The organism is Janibacter sp. LM (genome assembly GCF_039631275.1).
GTDB classification, from domain to species: Bacteria; Actinomycetota; Actinomycetes; order Actinomycetales; family Dermatophilaceae; genus Janibacter; species Janibacter terrae.
Genome location: NZ_JBDIVG010000006.1, coordinates 1 through 17,221 on the forward strand (window position 1 = coordinate 1; position 17,221 = coordinate 17,221).

At 67.4% G+C, this 17,221-nt stretch carries 18 protein-coding genes and 2 pseudogenes; 12 read left to right on the forward strand and 8 right to left on the reverse strand.

Annotation, left to right across the window (positions count from 1 at the left end):
- The 4 genes and pseudogenes from ABC138_RS03770 to ABC138_RS03785 all read right to left on the reverse strand — a co-directional run.
- Positions 1 to 337 (reverse strand): annotated as a pseudogene (locus ABC138_RS03770) (hypothetical protein); the annotation flags it as partial.
- Positions 334 to 825: a hypothetical protein gene (locus ABC138_RS03775; RefSeq protein WP_345912790.1), complete on the reverse strand. Its 492-nt coding sequence runs from the start codon at positions 823 to 825 to the stop codon at positions 334 to 336. The gene ABC138_RS03775 and the pseudogene ABC138_RS03770, both read right to left, overlap by 4 nt.
- A 45-nt stretch (positions 826 to 870) precedes the next feature.
- Entirely contained in the window at positions 871 to 1,248 is a 378-nt protein-coding gene (locus tag ABC138_RS03780; RefSeq protein ID WP_345912791.1) for an MFS transporter, read from the reverse strand.
- Positions 1,245 to 2,141: a LysR substrate-binding domain-containing protein gene (locus tag ABC138_RS03785; RefSeq protein ID WP_345912792.1), complete on the reverse strand. Its 897-nt coding sequence runs from the start codon at positions 2,139 to 2,141 to the stop codon at positions 1,245 to 1,247. Before ABC138_RS03785 ends, ABC138_RS03780 begins: the two co-directional genes overlap by 4 nt.
- A 121-nt stretch (positions 2,142 to 2,262) precedes the next feature.
- On the opposite strand from ABC138_RS03785, the gene ABC138_RS03790 reads away from it, so the two are divergent.
- From ABC138_RS03790 to ABC138_RS03840, 11 genes are read left to right on the forward strand one after another with little or no spacing between them, the layout of a single operon-like run.
- A complete protein-coding gene (locus tag ABC138_RS03790) occupies positions 2,263 to 2,748 on the forward strand; it encodes a tripartite tricarboxylate transporter TctB family protein (protein ID WP_345912793.1) in 486 nt (161 codons plus the stop codon).
- Between the two features lies 1 nt (position 2,749).
- The gene (locus ABC138_RS03795) at positions 2,750 to 4,327 is read left to right on the forward strand and encodes a tripartite tricarboxylate transporter permease (RefSeq protein WP_345912794.1); all 1,578 of its coding nucleotides are present in this window, start codon (positions 2,750 to 2,752) and stop codon (positions 4,325 to 4,327) included.
- Entirely contained in the window at positions 4,317 to 4,988 is a 672-nt protein-coding gene (locus tag ABC138_RS03800) for a 3-oxoacid CoA-transferase subunit A (protein WP_345912795.1), read from the forward strand. The genes ABC138_RS03795 and ABC138_RS03800 overlap by 11 nt, the downstream gene beginning before the upstream one ends.
- Positions 4,985 to 5,677, forward strand: a complete 693-nt coding sequence (locus ABC138_RS03805) for a 3-oxoacid CoA-transferase subunit B (RefSeq protein WP_345912796.1) — start codon at positions 4,985 to 4,987, stop codon at positions 5,675 to 5,677. The genes ABC138_RS03800 and ABC138_RS03805 overlap by 4 nt, the downstream gene beginning before the upstream one ends.
- A gap of 41 nt (positions 5,678 to 5,718) precedes the next feature.
- Positions 5,719 to 6,699, forward strand: coding sequence for a tripartite tricarboxylate transporter substrate binding protein (locus ABC138_RS03810; protein WP_345912797.1), 981 nt, complete (start codon positions 5,719 to 5,721; stop codon positions 6,697 to 6,699).
- A 28-nt stretch (positions 6,700 to 6,727) separates the two neighbouring features.
- On the forward strand, positions 6,728 to 7,924 hold the full coding sequence (gene pcaF / locus ABC138_RS03815) for a 3-oxoadipyl-CoA thiolase (protein WP_345912798.1): 1,197 nt from the start codon (positions 6,728 to 6,730) through the stop codon (positions 7,922 to 7,924).
- Positions 7,921 to 8,709, forward strand: coding sequence for an enoyl-CoA hydratase-related protein (locus tag ABC138_RS03820; protein ID WP_345912799.1), 789 nt, complete (start codon positions 7,921 to 7,923; stop codon positions 8,707 to 8,709). Before pcaF ends, ABC138_RS03820 begins: the two co-directional genes overlap by 4 nt.
- Positions 8,709 to 9,569 (forward strand): 3-hydroxyacyl-CoA dehydrogenase family protein, encoded by an 861-nt coding sequence (locus tag ABC138_RS03825; RefSeq protein ID WP_345912800.1) that lies wholly within the window; start codon positions 8,709 to 8,711, stop codon positions 9,567 to 9,569. Before ABC138_RS03820 ends, ABC138_RS03825 begins: the two co-directional genes overlap by 1 nt.
- 1 nt (position 9,570) lies before the next feature.
- On the forward strand, positions 9,571 to 10,725 hold the full coding sequence (locus ABC138_RS03830; protein ID WP_345912801.1) for an acyl-CoA dehydrogenase family protein: 1,155 nt from the start codon (positions 9,571 to 9,573) through the stop codon (positions 10,723 to 10,725).
- A 28-nt stretch (positions 10,726 to 10,753) separates the two neighbouring features.
- Positions 10,754 to 11,206, forward strand: coding sequence for a thioesterase family protein (locus tag ABC138_RS03835; protein WP_345912802.1), 453 nt, complete (start codon positions 10,754 to 10,756; stop codon positions 11,204 to 11,206).
- Positions 11,203 to 11,931 carry a sulfite exporter TauE/SafE family protein gene (locus ABC138_RS03840; protein WP_345912803.1) on the forward strand — a complete coding sequence of 243 codons (729 nt, stop codon included), beginning with the start codon at positions 11,203 to 11,205 and terminating at the stop codon, positions 11,929 to 11,931. The genes ABC138_RS03835 and ABC138_RS03840 overlap by 4 nt, the downstream gene beginning before the upstream one ends.
- 3 nt (positions 11,932 to 11,934) lie before the next feature.
- Here the strand turns inward: ABC138_RS03840 and ABC138_RS03845 are convergent, their stop codons facing one another.
- The 3 genes and pseudogenes from ABC138_RS03845 to ABC138_RS03855 form a co-directional block, all read right to left on the reverse strand.
- On the reverse strand, positions 11,935 to 12,771 hold the full coding sequence (locus ABC138_RS03845) for a class I SAM-dependent methyltransferase (RefSeq protein WP_345912804.1): 837 nt from the start codon (positions 12,769 to 12,771) through the stop codon (positions 11,935 to 11,937).
- A gap of 34 nt (positions 12,772 to 12,805) precedes the next feature.
- Positions 12,806 to 13,612 (reverse strand): annotated as a pseudogene (lhgO, locus tag ABC138_RS03850) (L-2-hydroxyglutarate oxidase); the annotation flags it as partial.
- Positions 13,609 to 14,253, reverse strand: coding sequence for a TetR/AcrR family transcriptional regulator C-terminal domain-containing protein (locus tag ABC138_RS03855; RefSeq protein ID WP_345912805.1), 645 nt, complete (start codon positions 14,251 to 14,253; stop codon positions 13,609 to 13,611). The pseudogene lhgO and the gene ABC138_RS03855, both read right to left, overlap by 4 nt.
- 90 nt (positions 14,254 to 14,343) lie before the next feature.
- Between ABC138_RS03855 and ABC138_RS03860 the strand changes: the two genes are divergently transcribed.
- Complete coding sequence (locus ABC138_RS03860) at positions 14,344 to 15,531, forward strand: acyl-CoA dehydrogenase family protein (protein ID WP_345912806.1); 1,188 nt, start codon at positions 14,344 to 14,346, stop codon at positions 15,529 to 15,531.
- Between the two features lie 102 nt (positions 15,532 to 15,633).
- On the opposite strand, the gene glnA is transcribed toward ABC138_RS03860, so the two are convergent.
- Positions 15,634 to 17,058, reverse strand: a complete 1,425-nt coding sequence (gene glnA / locus ABC138_RS03865; protein WP_068324840.1) for a type I glutamate--ammonia ligase — start codon at positions 17,056 to 17,058, stop codon at positions 15,634 to 15,636.
- Between the last annotated feature and the right edge of the window lie 163 nt (positions 17,059 to 17,221).

Sequence of the window (17,221 nt, forward strand, 5' to 3'; positions counted from 1 at the left end):
CGTCAACGGCTCGCCAGAACACCCACGGAAGCGTCAGGAGAGCCTCAAAATGACGGTTGTCGCCTCGCCGCACCTGCACGAGCCGAGCCAGTGCGCTGGCCGCGGCGAGCCCCGCAAGCACCAGCATCGGAGCCGAGGCGCCGATGCTGTCCTCGTAGGTGTTGAGGACGAAGGGCAGGGCGAAGCCCGTGTACGTGACGACGTAGAAGATGCCGATGACCAGCCCCCGGGTGGAGCGGGGTGCGAGCCGGTCGACGTCGCGCAGGCCCTGCCCGAGGCACAGGCCGTACGCGGCCCCGAAGATGAGCGAGCACAGGACGAAGGTCGCGATGCTCATCCGGCCACCGGCCACACCGGAGATGACGAAGGCGGTGGCCGCCAGCGCCGCTCCGACGACCCCGAGCGGTCGCCAGCCGGCGAGCGGGCGCGTGCCGAGCTGGACGAGGATCCCGGTGCCCAGGGCCAGGACGGCCGCCACCGCCGGCGCATCGGCCCCCCGTACTGGCCACCGATCCGCTCGGTCAGCACGATCATGGCGATGACGACGCAGGAGAAGACCCACAGCCCCATCGGCAGAGAGGCGGCGAGGTCGGGGCCGATGCGCCGGTCCTCGACGAAGGGGGCGGAGCTGCCGTCGCGCGCCGGATGAGGCTTCGTGGCGGGCGCCACGACGCTGGCGTGGTCCGGGAGCAGGCACAGCAGCGCCGAGAGGCCGGTGAGGAGCGCGGGGACGGCGAAGGCCACGACCAGTCCGATCCGGCCGGGGGTGAACTGCGCGATCAGCCCGGAGGCCAGCGGGCCGGCCGCGAACCCGGTGGTGAGCACGACCCCTGCCCGCGCGGCTCCCTTCGTCCAGTCCTGGTCGGCCGCTCACGCGGTCCCCGCACTGGCCACTAGGCCGACTCCCACGCCGACGACGAGCCTGCCGATCAGCACCCCGGCCAGCGTCGGCCAGAGCAGCATGACCACGTTGCCCGCGGCGCACAGGATCAGCCCGGTCAGCACGACCGGCCGTCGACCCCTGCGGTCGGACAGGCCTCCGCCGAGCAGCAGACCCGGCAGCAGACCGAGGGCGTAGAGGCCGAACGCCGCATCCAGACCCGGCTTGGAGATGTGCGCGACCTCCGCAAGCACGGGTAGGAGGGCGGCGAAGTGGTTCGTCGACCATCCCGCGGCCAGAAGCGCCGCGAGCGTGATCGATATCGATCGACGGCGGCCGGTGATCGCAGTACCCGAGTCGCAGATCAAGCGGGATCAGCCGGCCAGATCTCTTCCGACATCTCCAAGAGCCTCTGCAGGGCGGGGGAGGGCTCCTCGGAGCGCCAGGCGAGGTACACCGGCAGATGGTGGGCCGACTCCGCCAGCGGGCGAAAGGTCACCCCTTCGATGTTGAAGCGCGCCACCGAGTCGGGGAGCACTGCCACACCCACCTCGGCGCTCACCAACGACGCCATCATCTGCGTGTCCTTCACCTCCTGGATGATGCGTGGTCGGAACCCGGCGTCGCTGCAGGCGCTGAAGAACACTCCGCGTAGGCTCGAGCCCTGTCCTGGTGGGTACGCGACGAAGTTCTCATCGGCGAGGTCCGCGATCGAGATATTCGATGCCTGGGCCAGCGGATGGTGCGCCGGCACCGCTGCGACGAGGGCCTCCTTCGCGATCAATCGGCCGGTGAGCGCTGAGGTCGATACGCGGTGCCGCAGGAACGCCACGTCGATCCTGCGATCGAGGAGGGCCTCCTCGTTCGCCCCGCTGAAGGGCTCCGGTCGCAGGTCCAGCTGGACGTTGGGGTAGCGCAACCGGTAGGCCCGAGCGAGCTGCGGCAGCAGGAGGCCCGTCGTGATGCCGGTCAGCCCCACGACGATCCTTCCGCGATCGCCGCCGAGAGCCATGAGAGCGGCCTCGCGCGCTCGATCGAGGTCGGCCAGGGCGACTTCGACGTGCTCGCGGTACACCTCGCCCGCACTGGTCAGCCGAACTCGTCTCGTCGTGCGCTCGAACAACATGCAACCGAGGTCGGCCTCGAGCTGCTTGATCAGATGACTCAGGGGTGGCTGCGCCATGTGCAGCCGCTCCGCCGCCCGGCTGAAGTGCAGCTCCTCGGCCACGATGAGGAACGCCCGTAGGTGCTTGAGCTCCATGTCAGTCGGCTCCGATTCATCACTGAAGCATATGAATAGCGTCGATTATTGGTCTTTCAGCATCCCTAAATCCTCCCCTAGTGTTCCAGATCACCAGACCAGAGAAGGCAAAGGAGCCCTCATGCAAGACGTCAGTCTGCGCACCGCCGCGGCACCACGGTGGCACTCACAGATGTACCGATTGCCGGGCGTGATCCTGCTGGTCCTCTCGGTCTACTTCGCCCTGGAGTCGCTGAAGCTCGGCCTCGGCGACGCGACGCGAGTCGGCCCGGGCCTGTGGCCGCTCATGATCTGCGTCTTCACCGCTGCGGCTGCGGGCACGCTCCTCCTCATCGACAAGCGGAGTGACTACGAGGCATGGACGAGGCGCAGCCTTCGCCTGCTGGTGGGCGTCGCGGCCCTGGCCCTGTTCATCGTGGCCTTCGGTCTGGTCGGCTTCGTCCTGCCCGCAGCCGCCCTCATGCTCTTCCTCCTGCGCTTCTTCGCCGCAGAGCCGTGGCGTCTGGCCATCCCGATCGCCCTCGCTACCGCTGTGTGCCTGTACCTGATCTTCGTGGTCGCGCTCGGTGTGCCCTTCCCCGCCGGACCGATCGCCGGGGGGCTGTGACATGGACGTCCTCAACGGCATCAGTCAGGGGTTCGCAGTCGCCCTCGACCCCGTCAACCTGTTGTACGTCTTCCTCGGGGTGCTCATCGGCACCATCATCGGGGTGCTGCCAGGACTCGGCCCCACGGCCACCATCGCGCTCCTGCTGCCGCTGACCTACACGCTGGAGCCGACCACCGCGGTGATCATGCTCGCGGGTATCTACTACGGGTCGATGTACGGCGGGACGATCACCTCCGTCCTGCTGCGGCTTCCCGGTGAAGCGGCCTCGGTCGTGACCACCTTCGACGGTTACCAGATGGCGCGCCAAGGGAGGGCCGGTGCCGCCCTGGGCATCGCGGCCATCGGATCCTTCGTCGGTGGCACGCTCGCCGTGATCGGGCTGACCCTGCTCGCGCCCCTGCTGGCCGGTATCGCGGTCGCCTTCGGCCCGCCGGAGTACGTCGCCCTGGCTCTGCTGGGCATCCTGCTCATCACCTACCTCGGCAGCGGCGCCCTGACGAAGAGCTTGCTCGCCGCCGGACTCGGACTGTTCCTCGCCACCGTCGGGCTCGACCCGATCTCGGGTGGCACCAGGTTCAGCTTCGGACAGGTGTCCTTGATGGAGGGATTCGACTTCGTCGCCGTGGCCATGGGCCTCTTCGGCGTCGGCGAGCTGCTGCACACGCTGGAGCAGGACGAGAAGGTCCAGGCCGTCAAGGTCACGGTCCGCAAGGTCCTCCCTTCGCGCCAGGACATCAAGGACTCGGCCGGTGCCATCGGCCGCGGCTCGGTGCTCGGCTTCTTCCTCGGTGTACTTCCCGGCGGAGGTGGCGTGATCTCCTCGCTGACCTCCTACGCCGTCGAGAAGCGACGGGCAAAGGACCCCAGCCGATTCGGCAAGGGGGCCATCGAGGGCGTGGCCGGTCCAGAGACGGCCAACAACGCCTCGTCGACCGCGGCCTTCATCCCGCTGCTGACGCTCGGTCTGCCGGCCAACGTCGTGCTCGCGCTGATCTACGGAGCGCTGCTGATCCAGGGCATCACCCCGGGACCGCAGATGATCCAGGAGCGTCCGGACGTCTTCTGGGGTGTCATCGCCTCGATGTACATCGGAAACCTGATGCTGCTGATCCTCAACGTCCCACTCGTGACGATCTTCGTGCAGATGCTGCGCATCCGCGCCGGGATGCTGGCGGCACTGGCGCTGATGGTGACGATGGCCGGCGTCTACTCGGTCAACAACAACATCTTCGACATGTGGGTCGTCCTCGGCTTCGGTGTCGTGGGCTGGCTGATGAAGAAGACCGGCTTCGAGCCAGGACCGTTCGTCCTGGCCTTCGTGCTCGGGCCGATCCTCGAGCGGGCGTTCCGACAGTCGCTGATCCTGTCCGGTGGTGACTACGGCATCTTCGTCACCAGACCGATCTCCGGCGGGATCCTCGCGACCATCGCCCTCGTGATCGTGGTCGGCACGCTGATGTCCAAGCGTCGCAACCGGGCCTTCGCCCACGTCGACGGCGACACCTTGCCCGACGGGAGCGACGCGGAGCGCGTCGACGGCGACCACGAGCTCGAGGGGGCCGGCCGTGATCGATAAGACCGTGGCGACCGTCGAAGAAGCGGTCACCGGCATCAAGGACGGCGACACCGTGCTCATCGGCGGTTTCGGCGAGTCGGGGATCCCGAAGACCCTGATCGACGGCGTGCTGGACCTCGGCGTCACCGACCTCACGCTGGTGACCAACAACGCCGGCACCGGCGAGGGCGACATCGCCGCACTCATCCGAGAAGCCCGCGTCGCGAAGATCATCTGCAGCTATCCGCGCTCCGCCGGCTCGATCTGGTTCGAGAAGTACTGGGAAGCCGGACGCATCGAGCTCGAGGTAACCCCTCAGGGCACGTTGAGCGAACGCATGCGAGCAGCGGGCGCCGGCCTGGGGGGCTTCTTCACCCCGGCCGGCGCGGACAGCGAGCTGGCCAATGGAAAGGAGGTCCGGGTCATCAACGGGCGGCAACACGTCTTCGAAAAGCCACTGCCCGGAGACGTGGCACTGGTCCAGGGCCTTCGGGCAGATCGGTGGGGAAACATCATCTACAACAACGTCGCACGCAACTTCGGTCCCACGATGCTCACCGCGGCGAAGCTCGCGGTCGTCGAGGTGCGCGAGATCGTCCCGCTGGGAAGTCTCGACCCCGAAGCCATTGTCTCGCCCGGCATCTTCGTCGACCGGGTGGTCCAGGTGGGGGAGCGGGCATGAACCTGACACCCACACAGGTCGCAGCCCAGGTGGCACGCGACATCCCGGACGGCGCCTACGTCAACCTCGGCATCGGCCAACCGGTGCTCGTGGGCAACGAGGTACCGCACGACCGCGAGATCGTCTTCCACAGCGAGAACGGCATGCTCGGCATGGGCCCGGCACCCGCGCCCGGTGAGGGCAACACCGACCTCATCAACGCCGCCAAGGGCCCGGTGACCCTCCTGCCCGGCGGCTCGTACTTCCACCACACCGACTCGTTCCTGATGATGCGCGGCGGACACATCGACATCAGCGTGCTAGGCGCCTTCGAGGTCTCCGCAGCCGGTGACCTGGCGAACTGGTCGACCGGTGACATGTCCAAGCCGCCCGCCGTGGGCGGGGCGATGGATCTCTCGGTCGGCGCAAAGCAGCTCTTCGTGATGATGACCCACCGGACGAAGGGGGGCACCCCCAAGATCGTCGAGAGGTGCAGCTACCCGCTGACCGCCGCACGCGTCGTCAGCCGGATCTATACCGATCTGGCTGTCCTCGACATCGATGACTCAGGCCTCGTGGTCACCGCCATGGTCGAGTCCCTCAGCCCTGACCGCCTTCGTGAACTCACCGCGGCTCCGCTCCGGTTCGCCGAGGAGGTGAGGACCATCCCGGCACCTCGGACGGCCGATCGGTCCGCTCCGACGATGTAAGCATCTGCACCACCCACCGAACCATGAAGCAAAGGAACACCATGAAGCGACTTCACGTCCTACGTACCGTCGCGGCGGGTATCACCGTCGCCACCCTGACCGCCTGCAGTGCTGGTTCCAGCACCACCGAGTCAGCCGAGCAGTACCCCAGCGACACGATTCGCCTGGTCACGCCCTATGACGCGGGTGGCCCCTCGGACCTGACTGCCCGCACCTATGCCGAGGCCCTCTCCAAGCACCTGGATGGCAACGTCGTCGTGGAGAACAAGCCGGGCGGCTCCGGTGCCGTCGGCACCCAGGAGCTCATGACCGCGGATGCGGACGGTTACACGCTCGGTCTGGTCACCACCGGCACCCTGGTCTCCACCCCGCTCGTCAACGACGTGTCCTACACGCCAGAAGACTTCACCATGCTCGGCGTGATGGCCGAGGTGCCGACCGCTCTCGTGACGAGTGCTGACGCACGCTGGGACAGCGCTGAGGACTTCTTCGCGGAGGCGAAGGCGAAGCCCAACTCCATCTCGGTCGGCGTTCCGGGTGCCTCCACGCCCCAGGCGGTCGAGCTGCGCCGCCTGAAGGACAAGTACGGCATCAAGCTGCGCGTAGTGCCCTTCGACGGCAATGCCGAGCTGATCGCGGCTCAGCTGGGCGGAAACGTCGACGCACTGTGGATCAACTCGTCCGACGACATCATCGGCAACATCGAGAGCGGCAAGTTCAAGGCGCTCGCCGTCGGCAACCCGGAGCGCGACAAGGCAATGCCTGACGCGCCCACCCTCGAGGAGCTGGGTTACAAGGGCCTGGACGACTCAGGGTCCGTCTTCGGCCTGGCTGCTCCCGCCGGCCTCCCCGAGGACATCGCCGCGGAGCTCACGGAAGCACTGGGCAAGGCGAGCGCGGAGCCGAAGGTCAGCAAGACGATCGGCGAGCGTTTCGTCCCGGACGAGTTCAAGGACGGTCAGGAGCTCAAGCAGATCATCAACGAGACCAGCGACATCTACGAGCCGATCCTCGGCAAGTGAACCGACCCGAGGACCAAGGAGAAGTCACATGACTGACGCCTATCTCGTGGACGGTGTCCGGACACCGATCGGTCGTTACGGTGGTGCCTTGGCGCCAGTACGGGCGGATGATCTCGCGGCCCACGTGCTGCGAGACCTGATGGGACGGCACCCGTCCGTCGACTGGGACGCCCTGGATGATGTCGTGCTCGGTTGCGCCAACCAGGCCGGCGAGGACAACCGCAACGTCGCCCGCATGGCGGTCCTTCTGGCCGATCTCCCCGTTGACGTCCCGGGGAGCACGGTCAACCGGCTGTGCGCCTCCGGACTGGACTCTGTGGCCATCGCAGCACGCGCGATCCGCGCCGGTGATGCGGACCTGATGATCGCCGGGGGAGTGGAGAGCATGACGCGGGCCCCCTTCGTCATGCCCAAGTCGTCAAGCCCGTGGGGCCGCTCGGCCGAGGTACACGACACCACCATCGGTTGGCGATTCGTCAACCCGCGCATGGAAACGCTCTACGGCACTGACTCGATGCCGCAGACGGCACAGAACCTCGCTGACGAGCACGGCATCTCCCGGGAGGACCAGGACGCCTTCGCCCTGCGTTCCCAGGAGCGCACTGCCAAGGCGATCGCCAATGGCCGGCTGGCGCGGGAGATCGTCCCGGTCAGCTACGAGACGCGCAGCGGCACAGTGGTGATCGACACGGACGAGCACCCGCGCGAGACGACGCTGGAGAAGTTGGCCGGCCTCCGGCCGATCGTGGCCGGCGGGAGCATCACCGCGGGCAATGCGTCCGGCGTCAACGACGGGGCAGCTGCCGTGCTGGTCGCCTCGGGCGACGCGGTACGTCGGTACGGGCTGATCCCCTTGGCGCGGGTCACGGGTGCGGCAGCCTCTGGCGTGCCGCCGCGGACGATGGGTATCGGTCCCGTCCCCGCCACCCGCAAGCTGCTCGCTCGGCACGGGTTGACGACCGAGCGGATCGATCTGATCGAGCTCAACGAGGCGTTCGCCGCGCAGTCGTTGGCGGTCACCCGCCAGCTCGGCTTGCCCGACGACGCCGACCACGTCAACCCGAACGGCGGCGCGATCGCCCTCGGTCATCCTCTGGGTGCAACCGGTGCCCGTCTGGCTCTGACCACGGCCATGGAGCTGCACGACCGCGGTGCCAACCGGGCCCTGGCGACGCTGTGCGTCGGTGTCGGGCAGGGACTCTCGGTCCTGCTGGAGGCAGCATGAGCACCGGCGCGCAGTTCGAGACCCTCGACTACGAGATCGCCGACGGCATCGCCACGGTCACCATCTCCCGGCCCGAGGTGCGCAACGCACTCAACCGCGCTGTCCTGGCAGACCTGCGTGGGGTGCTGGCCGCCGCGCGTGACGACGACAGCGTCGGGGCGGTGGTGTTCACCGGTGCCGGAGAGAAGGCATTCGTCGCCGGTGCGGACATCAGCCAGCTGGTGAAACACAATCTCCACACCGGTCTGGAATCGCAGATGCAGCGCACGTTCGACGAGCTGGAGTCGTTCGAGAAGCCGACCATCGCGGCGGTCAACGGCTTCGCCCTCGGCGGTGGTTGCGAGCTGGCGATGTCGTGCGACATCCGCATCGCCTCGGCCTCGGCGCGCTTCGGTCTGCCGGAGACCACGCTGGGCATCATTCCCGGGGCCGGCGGTACCCAGCGACTCGGTCGTCTCGTCGGTGTCGGTCGTGCCATCGAGCTCGTACTCACCGGCCGGCTCGTGGGCGCCGACGAGGCCCTGCGCATCGGTCTGGTGACGAGCGTGGTCGAGCCGGAGGACCTGCTCGCCGAAGCACGTAGCACCGCGGAGACCATCCTGACCAAGGGCCCTCTCGCCGTGCGACTGGCGAAGATCGTCATCCGCTCAGGGCTCGACGCGGACCGCACCACCGGCCAGGTCGTCGAGCGGCTCGCACAGTCACTGCTCTACACCACCCAGGACAAGGCCGAGGGCACCACGGCCTTCATCGAGAAGCGCGTCGCGCAGTTCGGAGGACACTGATGAGGCTCACCATCATCGGATCGGGAGCGATGGGCTCACAGATCGCCATGGTCAGCGCACTGTCAGGGCACGACGTCGTGCTGTACGACCTTGATCCGGACGCTCCCGCCCGGGCCGTCACCTCCCTTCGTCACCGCCTGGACCGGCAGGTGGACAAGGGGCGGCGCTCACGTGAGGACGTCGACGCCGCCTTTGCCCGGCTCGGTGTCGTGAGCGACCTCGAGAGTGCCGTCGCCGACGCGGACCTGGTCATCGAGGCGGTCGTCGAGCGGGTCAGCGTCAAGCGGGACCTCTTCGCGCGGATCGGTCGGGTGTGCCCGCAGCACACGGTCCTGGCCTCAAACTCCTCCTCGATCGTCCCGTCGAAGCTCGCGGACGCATCGGGGCGACCGGACCGGTTCTGCAACATCCACTTCTTCAACCCCGCGCTGGTGATGAAGGGCGTCGAGGTGGTGCGCGGACAGGAGACCTCTGACGCGACGATGACCACCGCGGTCGAGTACGTCGAGGGGCTCGGCAAGCAGCCGATCGTGCTCGAGAAGGAGATCTTCGGGTTCGTCGCCAACCGGGTCCTCAACGCGGTCCGTGACGAGGCCATCAGTCTCCACGAGGGCGGCTACGCCTCGGTCGAGGCGATCGACGCCGCCTGCCGCACGGCGCTCGGCTACCCGATGGGGCCCTTCGAGCTGATGGACCTCACCGGCATCGACATCGGCTACCACAGCAAGACCGAGCGGTACGCGGAGACCGGCGATCCCGCGGACCGACCCAGCCGCAGCGTCACCGAGCTCGTGGAGGCCGGCCACCTCGGACGCAAGACCGGCCGCGGCTGGTACACCTACGAGACAGCAGGAGACTGACATGGTGGATCTGTCGCTCAGCGAGGACCAGCAAGCATTCCAGAAGATCGCCCGTGACTTCCTCGACAACGAGGTCGTGCCCCATCGCGCCCAGTGGGACCGCGACGAGCGCGTGGATACCGCGATCATCCCCAAGCTCGGGGAGCTCGGGTTCTTCGGGCTCACCATCCCGGAGGAGTACGGCGGCCTGGGTGGGGACTACATCACCTACTGCATCGGGATGGAGGAGCTCGGGCGGGCCGACTCCTCGGTCCGCGGCATCGTGTCGGTTTCCATGGGTCTGTTCGGCAAGATCGTGCTCGACCACGGCACGGAGGCCCAGAAGCAGGAGTGGCTGCCCGGCATCGCCACGGGCGAGAAGCTGGGCTGCTTCGGCCTGACCGAACCCGACACCGGTTCCGACGCGGGAAACCTGCGGACCCGCGCTACGCGCAACGGCAGCGACTGGGTCATCAACGGGTCCAAGATCTTCATCACCAACGGCTCCTGGGCGGACGTGTGCATCGTCTTCGCGCGCACCGGTGGCCCCGGTCCCAAGGGCGTCTCGGCGTTCCTCGTGCCGACTGATACGCCCGGATTCATCCGGGAGGAGATCCACGGCAAGCTCGGACTCCGAGGCCAGGTGACCTCCTCCCTGACCTTCGAGGACGTGCGCGTTCCCGACAGCGCCATGGTCGGTCAGGAGGGAGGCGGCTTCAAGATCGCCATGAACTCCTTGGACAAGGGTCGGGTCTCCGTCGGCGCCGGGTGCACCGGCATCATCCAAGGCTGCCTCGAGGCAGTGGTCGACTACTCGACGACACGCAAGCAGTTCGGCCGCCAGCTCGCGTCGTTCCAGATGATCCAGGACATGATCGCCCAGATCTCGCTCGATGCGGACGCCGCCCGATTGCTCTCGTGGCGTGCTGCAGACCTCATCGAGCGCGGCCTGCCCTTCAGCATCGAGGCATCGAAGGCGAAGCTCTTCGCGTCCGAGAAGGCGGTCGACGCGGCGAACATGGCGATCCAGGTCTTCGGTGGGTACGGATACGTCGACGAGTACCCCGTGCAGAAGTACATGCGGGACGCCCGGGTCATGACTCTCTACGAAGGCACCTCCCAGATCCAGAAGCTGCTCATCGGTCGCGCCGAGACCGGCGTCAACGCGTTCCTCTGATCTGCACCGACGAAAGGAAAGGACACCCATGCCGCGCAGCCGCCTCGATCCCCTCGATGTCCCGACAGCGGAGCACTACGTCGTCGAGGTGGCGGTCCGGTGGAGTGACCAGGATGCATTGAGCCATGTGAACCACGCTGTCGTGGTCGAGCTCATGGCTGAGGCCCGGATGCTGTGGCTTGCGCGGGACGCGGTCGCCGCGGGCTACGAGGACTTTCTGCGAGCGAAGATGGTGGTCTCGATGAGCATCGACTACTCCGCACCGGTCGAGTACGGCACTCCACTGTCGGTGGGCATGTCCGTTAGCCGCATCGGCGACAAGTCCTACACCCTGAGGCATGTCGGAATCCAAGGTGATCAGACGTGTTTCAGCGGGACGGTCGTGCTGGTCCCTCGGGACGCCGAGAGCGGACGGGCGCGCGCGGTCACCGATGAGGAGCGCGCGTACCTCGAACGCTTCCTGATCGCGAGCAGCGAATGATCGCACTGGACCCCACGGTGTGGGGTCTGCTCGTCGTCGGGGCCTTCGTCGGGGCCGCCTTCCAAGGGATGGTTGGTTTTGGGTTGGCCTTCACGGTGGTGCCCCTGCTGGCGGTCGTGGAGCCCTTGGCCATCCCCACGGTGCCCTTGCTCCTGACCCTTCCCATGGTCGTGGGCAACATGATCGCCGATCTGGCGCACATCGACCTGCGCGGGAGCGGCCTGATCGTCGCGGGACGGGTACCGGGGACACTGATCGGTGCTGGCTTGTTGCTGATCGTGCGGCCGGAGGTTCTGGGGATCGTCGTGGCGTGCGCTCTGCTCGCCTCGGTCCTGATCGGGGTACGTGAGGCGCCTGCGCTGACCGATCGGAATCGACTGGCTGCGGGTCTGGCGTCGGGCATCATGGGGACTGCCGCCGGGCTGGGCGGACCGCCGGTGAGCATGGTCTACCGAGGTCAACCAGCGGCAGTCTTCCGGGCAACCGTCAGCACTGCACTGCTGGCCGGTATCGCTCTGTCCATGGCAGCAGTGGTGGTCCTCGATCGCGGCAGCCAGCAGCATGTGCTGCTGTCCCTCGCCCTTGTGCCCGCGGCAGTGCTGGGCCTCGCCGTCAGCCGGAAGTGGGGACGGAATGTCTCCGGACGACGGCTCCAGCAATTCGTGCTGGGACTCGGCGGCGTTGCCGCCCTCGCCACCATTACCCAGGCAGTCGTCAACCTCTAACCGTCAGCGTCGCGGGGACGGCCACGGCAGGGCGAGGAGATCGCGGTGGTGCACGGTGACGGTCAGCTGCCTGGCAGCCAACTGCTGGAGACGCCAGTTCACGTATTCCGCGGCATCCACCCGCACGGACGGCGACTGCTCGCACGCAGCCGCGACCCAGCCCTCGAGCCACGCCCGCAGCAGGGGAGCGGTGCCCGCGTCCAGACGCCACACGGTCGGGACCAACCGGATGGTGCAGCCCGCGTCCTTCAGCACGTTCGCCGCCACATACACCCCATCCGGTCCGAGCAGCTGGCCCTGCTTCGTGTCCCGTGTCTGGTGTTCATTGAACGCCGTGGCGACCTGCTGGTCATAGGGGTGCGCGGGCATCAGGTCCACGACCCCGACGACGCTCAGCGTGATGAGGGCAGGGCGCCCGGCTGTGGCGATGCTCGCGACCATGCGCTCGATCTCCTCGCGCGTCATCATGTCCAGCAGCGCAGACGCCGTGATGAGTGAGGCGCCGTCGAGGTCCTCAGCCGGGAGACGAGTGATGTCGCGCAGGCGCGTCTCGATGGTGACCTGATGGCCGTCGAGGGACAACGGTGGGGGAGCAGCGGCGGCACGCGCCAGGAGGTCCTCGTCGCGCTCGTAGCCGATCCAGTGCTGGTGGCCCGGCAGCTGGGGTGCGAGCCAGTGGACCATCGAGCCCGAGCCGCAGCCGAGATCGTGGATGACCAGACCGTCTGTCGGGAGGTGGGGGCGGAGGGCTTCGACGAGGTCCTTTGAGCGGGCGGCTGCGTCGGCTGGTTCGCGGAGGGCGAGCCAGTCGGCGTCGGCGCGGGCGAGTTCGTCGGGCATCCTCGCGGGCCAGCGCGAGGACGGCGTTGGGGCCCACCATGACCTCGCCGTCGATCCGCGGCGTGAGGTGCACGCCGAGGAAGGGGTAGCGAGGATCCGGGACCGGGTAGACCAGACCGTGCACGAGATCGCGTCGTTCCGGTCGCAGCAGGTAGTACTCCCCTCGGAAAGGGACGATGCGTGGGTCCTCGTCATCCCCGGCGAGAAGTGCCACGCGGTCGGCCTGCAGACCGGCGCAGAGCACGATCTGCTCAGCACGCACCTCTTGGCCGTCGGCTCCGGTGAGGACGGTCTGAGCACCGGTGGTGTGGATGCCGATGACCTCGAACGACGTGCGGACCGTCCCGCCTGACGTCATGATGTCTGCGGCCATCGCGCGGGTTACGGCTGCATAGTCCACGATCGCGGTGTGGGGGGAGTGCAGGCCGGCCACACCCATCACGTGCGGCTCGATCTCGCGAAGTTCGACTGCATCCAACTCACGGACGTCGGGGACACCGTTGGCCGAGGCCCTCTCCCTGATGGCGGTGAGTCGGGAGCGTTCGACGTCGTCGAGGGCGACGAGGACCTTGCCGCACTCGTCGTAGGAGATGTCGTGCTCGCTGCAGAACTCCTTGAGGAGGTGGATGCCGCGACGGCAGAGTCGTGCCTTGAGCGAGCCCGGCTCGTAGTAGAGGCCGGCATGGACAACACCGCTGTTGTGGCCGGTCTGGTGTGCGGCGAGCACCGACTCCTTCTCCACGACGGTGACCTCGGCTCCCGGACGCAGTTGGAGAATCCGTCGGGCGACGGCGACGCCGAGGATCCCGCCGCCCACGACCGCGTAGCTGGTCGAGGTCATGCCTGCCCCTCGCCCATGACCACGTCCTCATAACGGATCGCCAGCCCGTCCAGGAGGCACGCAAGGCCGAGCTCGAAGCTCTCGGCATCGATCTCCTCGGCGAGCTCGGGTAGGCGGTGTGCCTGCGCGAGGGCGGGGTAGCGCTCGAGGTAGACCTGCGCGTCGTCGGCGAAGCCGCTCGCGAACGTGGTCGAGGCCGCCCCCACGACGAGGTACTTCACCGACCCGGAGATCTCGGTGGCGATGCGGGCCGGCCATCCGGCGGCCAGGAGGCCGCTGTGCACGCGCTCGGACATCGCGAGGAAGTCGTCGCGACGACCGGCCCCCGAGGCGACGAGCGGAACGGCATTGGGGTGAGCTGCCAAGGAGGCCCGGTAGGAGCGTGCCCAGGTCTCGACCCCCCTTCGCCAGTCGCCGTCGGCGAAGCCGCTCGTGTCGACCTGCTGGGTGAGGAGGTTGGCGACGGCGTCGAGGACCGCGTCCCGGTTGGCGTAGTGGCTGTAGAGCGAGGGCGCCTGGACGTCGAGTCGTGCGGCCAGGCGCCGCATGGAGAACTGCGCCAGCCCGTCCTCGTCGATCAGGGCGAGCGCGGCGTCGCGGATGCGTTCCCGGCTGAGGATCGGGGTGCTGGGACGGGCCACGACCACACCTTTCATTGCGTTGACTAACGCTGTTAGGTTAGCATTCCCGCTAAACCTCACACTGTTCGTTTAACTATCCCGGAGGACCCCATGGCTGCGACTCAGACCCTGACCTCGATCTTTGCGATCGACACGCTGCTGACCGATGAGGAGCGCGCGATCCAGGAGACGGTGGCGCGCTACTGCACCGATCGGCTGCGCCCGAACCTTGCCGAGTGGTTCGAGGCCGGGAGCCTGCCGGCCCGCGAGCTCGCCAAGGAACTGGGTGAGCTCGGCGTCCTCGGCATGCACCTCGAGGGCTATGGGTGCGCCGGCATGAGCGCGACCGCCTACGGTCTGGCCTGCCTAGAGCTGGAGGCGGCAGACTCGGGTCTGCGCAGCCTCGTGTCCGTGCAGGGGTCGCTGGCGATGTTCGCCATCCACCACTGGGGCAGTGAGGACCACAAGCAGGAGTGGCTGCCGCGGATGGCGAAGGGGGAGGCCATCGGCTGCTTCGGTCTGACCGAGCCGGACTTCGGCTCCGACCCGGGAGGCATGCGCACCCGAGCCCGTCGCGATGGCGACGACTGGGTCCTCAACGGCACGAAGATGTGGATCACCAATTCCCCGATCGCCGACGTCGCCGTCGTGTGGGCCAACACCGACGAGGAGGAGGGGTCGCGCGGTATCCGCGGCTTCGTCGTGCCGACCGACACCCCGGGCTTCTCCGCTCCGGAGATCAAGCAGAAGCTGTCCCTGCGCGCCTCCATCACCGGTGAGATCGTCCTGGAGGACGTGCGGCTGCCGGGCTCGGCGATGCTCCCCAAGACCGCCGGCCTCTCCGGCCCGCTGTCCTGCCTCAACGAGGCCCGCTTCGGCATCGTGTTCGGTGCGGTCGGGGCGGCGCGTGACTGCATCGAGTCAGCGCTGTCGTACGTCGCTGATCGCCAGGTCTTCGGCAAGCCGCTCGCCGGCTACCAGATCACCCAGACCAAGCTGGCGGACATGAGCCTCGAGTACGGCAAGGGCATGCTCCTGGCCATCCAGCTCGGGCGACTCAAGGACGCCGGGAACATTCGTCCGGAGCAGGTGAGCCTGGGCAAGCTCAACAACGTCCGCGAGGCCATCGCCATCGCCCGTGAGTGCCGAACCCTCTTGGGAGCCAACGGCATCACCCTGGAGTACCCGGTCCTGCGCCACGCCAACAACCTCGAGTCGGTCCTGACCTACGAGGGCACCTCCGAGGTGCACCAGCTGACGATCGGTCGTGCGCTGACTGGGGTTGGCGCCTTCCGCTGACCCAGAGGACGTCATTGCGTGGAAACAGCGCGAACGCGGACCCGTCTCCAGGTCCGCGTTCGCACGGGTGCAACGAGGTTCATCGTTGCCTGCGTTTGACGATCAGATGTCGAAGTACATCTCGAACTCGTGCGGGTGCGGGCGCACCTGCAGCGGGAGCACCTCGTTCTCGTACTTCCAGGTGATCCAGGTGTCGATGAGGTCCTGGGTGAAGACGTCGCCCTCGAGCAGGAACTCGTGGTCGGCCTCGAGAGCCTTGAGGACCTCGGGGAGAGAGGTCGGGACCTGCTCGATGGCCTCGTGCTCCTCCGGCGGCAGCTCGTAGAGGTCCTTGTCGACCGGCTCCGGGGGCTCGATGCGGTTCTTGATGCCGTCGATGCCGGCCATCAGCTGGGCCGCGAAGCACAGGTACGGGTTGCTCGAGGGGTCCGGGATGCGGAACTCGACGCGCTTGGCCTTCGGCGAGTTGCCCGCGATCGGGATGCGGATGCAGGCCGAGCGGTTGCGCGCGGAGTACACGAGGTTGATCGGGGCCTCGAAGCCCGGGACCAGGCGGTGGTAGCTGTTGGCCGTCGGGTTGGTGAAGGCGAGCAGCGCCGGGGCGTGCTTGAGCAGGCCACCGATGTACCAGCGGGCGAGGTCGGACAGGCCGCCGTAGCCCTGCTCGTCGTAGAAGAGCGGCTCGCCGTCCTTCCACAGGCTCTGGTGGGTGTGCATGCCGGACCCGTTGTCGCCGAAGATCGGCTTGGGCATGAAGGTCGCGGTGTGGCCGGCCTGCCAGGCGGTGCTCTTGACGACGTACTTGAACTTCATGATGTCGTCGCCGGACTGGAGCAGGGTGTTGAACTTGTAGTTGATCTCCTGCTGCCCCGCGGAACCGACCTCGTGGTGGCTGCGCTCGACCTCGAGACCGACGTCCTTCATCCTCAGGCAGATCTGGTCGCGCAGGTCGGCGAAGTGGTCCACCGGCGGCACGGGGAAGTAGCCGCCCTTCATGGCCGTCTTGTATCCCTTGTTGCCGCCCTCCTCCTTCCGACCGGAGTTCCACTTGGCCTCGATCGAGTCGAGGAAGTAGTAGGAGCCCTGCGGCTGGGTGTCGAAGCGGACGTCGTCGAAGACGTAGAACTCGGCCTCGGCACCGAAGTACGCGGTGTCGGCGATGCCGGTCGACTTCAGGTACGCCTCGGCCTTCGCCGCGACGTTGCGGGGGTCACGGCTGTACTGCTCGCCCGTGAAGGGGTCGACGATCGAGAAGTTGACGATGAGCGTCTTCTCGTCGCGGAAGGGGTCCAGGTACGCGGTCTTGATGTCCGGCACGAGCTTCATGTCGGACTCGTGGATGGCCTGGAAGCCGCGGATGGAGGAGCCGTCGAACATCTGGCCCTCGGTGAAGAAGTCCTCGTCGATCGACTCGGCCGGCACGTTGAAGTGCTGCATGATGCCCGGCAGGTCGCAGAAGCGGATGTCGACGAACTTGACGTCCTCGGCCTTGATGAACTCAAGAACCTCGTCAGGGGAGCTGAACAAACCATCCTCCTGGGGTGGGGCGGCAGCCCACTCTGACCTGCCGCATCAACTTGTTGGCGTCACCGTAGGCCGGGCCGGTTTCCCGACCATGACCCGGATGTTTCGCCGGTGTTACACGAGACGGTGGTCCCACGCACTGAGATCGAGCCTACCGAGTGGCGGG

What these genes read in the sequence shown, in the direction of transcription:
- ABC138_RS03785 (WP_345912792.1), bottom strand. Translation starts at nt 2,141, where the DNA reads ATGGAGCTCAAGCACCTACGGGCGTTCCTCATCGTGGCCGAGGAGCTG.
- ABC138_RS03790 (WP_345912793.1), top strand. Translation starts at nt 2,263, where the DNA reads ATGCAAGACGTCAGTCTGCGCACCGCCGCGGCACCACGGTGGCACTCA.
- ABC138_RS03795 (WP_345912794.1), top strand. Translation starts at nt 2,750, where the DNA reads ATGGACGTCCTCAACGGCATCAGTCAGGGGTTCGCAGTCGCCCTCGAC.
- ABC138_RS03805 (WP_345912796.1), top strand. Translation starts at nt 4,985, where the DNA reads ATGAACCTGACACCCACACAGGTCGCAGCCCAGGTGGCACGCGACATC.
- ABC138_RS03810 (WP_345912797.1), top strand. Translation starts at nt 5,719, where the DNA reads ATGAAGCGACTTCACGTCCTACGTACCGTCGCGGCGGGTATCACCGTC.
- pcaF (WP_345912798.1), top strand. Translation starts at nt 6,728, where the DNA reads ATGACTGACGCCTATCTCGTGGACGGTGTCCGGACACCGATCGGTCGT.
- ABC138_RS03820 (WP_345912799.1), top strand. Translation starts at nt 7,921, where the DNA reads ATGAGCACCGGCGCGCAGTTCGAGACCCTCGACTACGAGATCGCCGAC.
- ABC138_RS03825 (WP_345912800.1), top strand. Translation starts at nt 8,709, where the DNA reads ATGAGGCTCACCATCATCGGATCGGGAGCGATGGGCTCACAGATCGCC.
- ABC138_RS03830 (WP_345912801.1), top strand. Translation starts at nt 9,571, where the DNA reads ATGGTGGATCTGTCGCTCAGCGAGGACCAGCAAGCATTCCAGAAGATC.
- ABC138_RS03835 (WP_345912802.1), top strand. Translation starts at nt 10,754, where the DNA reads ATGCCGCGCAGCCGCCTCGATCCCCTCGATGTCCCGACAGCGGAGCAC.
- ABC138_RS03840 (WP_345912803.1), top strand. Translation starts at nt 11,203, where the DNA reads ATGATCGCACTGGACCCCACGGTGTGGGGTCTGCTCGTCGTCGGGGCC.
- ABC138_RS03845 (WP_345912804.1), bottom strand. Translation starts at nt 12,771, where the DNA reads ATGCCCGACGAACTCGCCCGCGCCGACGCCGACTGGCTCGCCCTCCGC.
- ABC138_RS03860 (WP_345912806.1), top strand. Translation starts at nt 14,344, where the DNA reads ATGGCTGCGACTCAGACCCTGACCTCGATCTTTGCGATCGACACGCTG.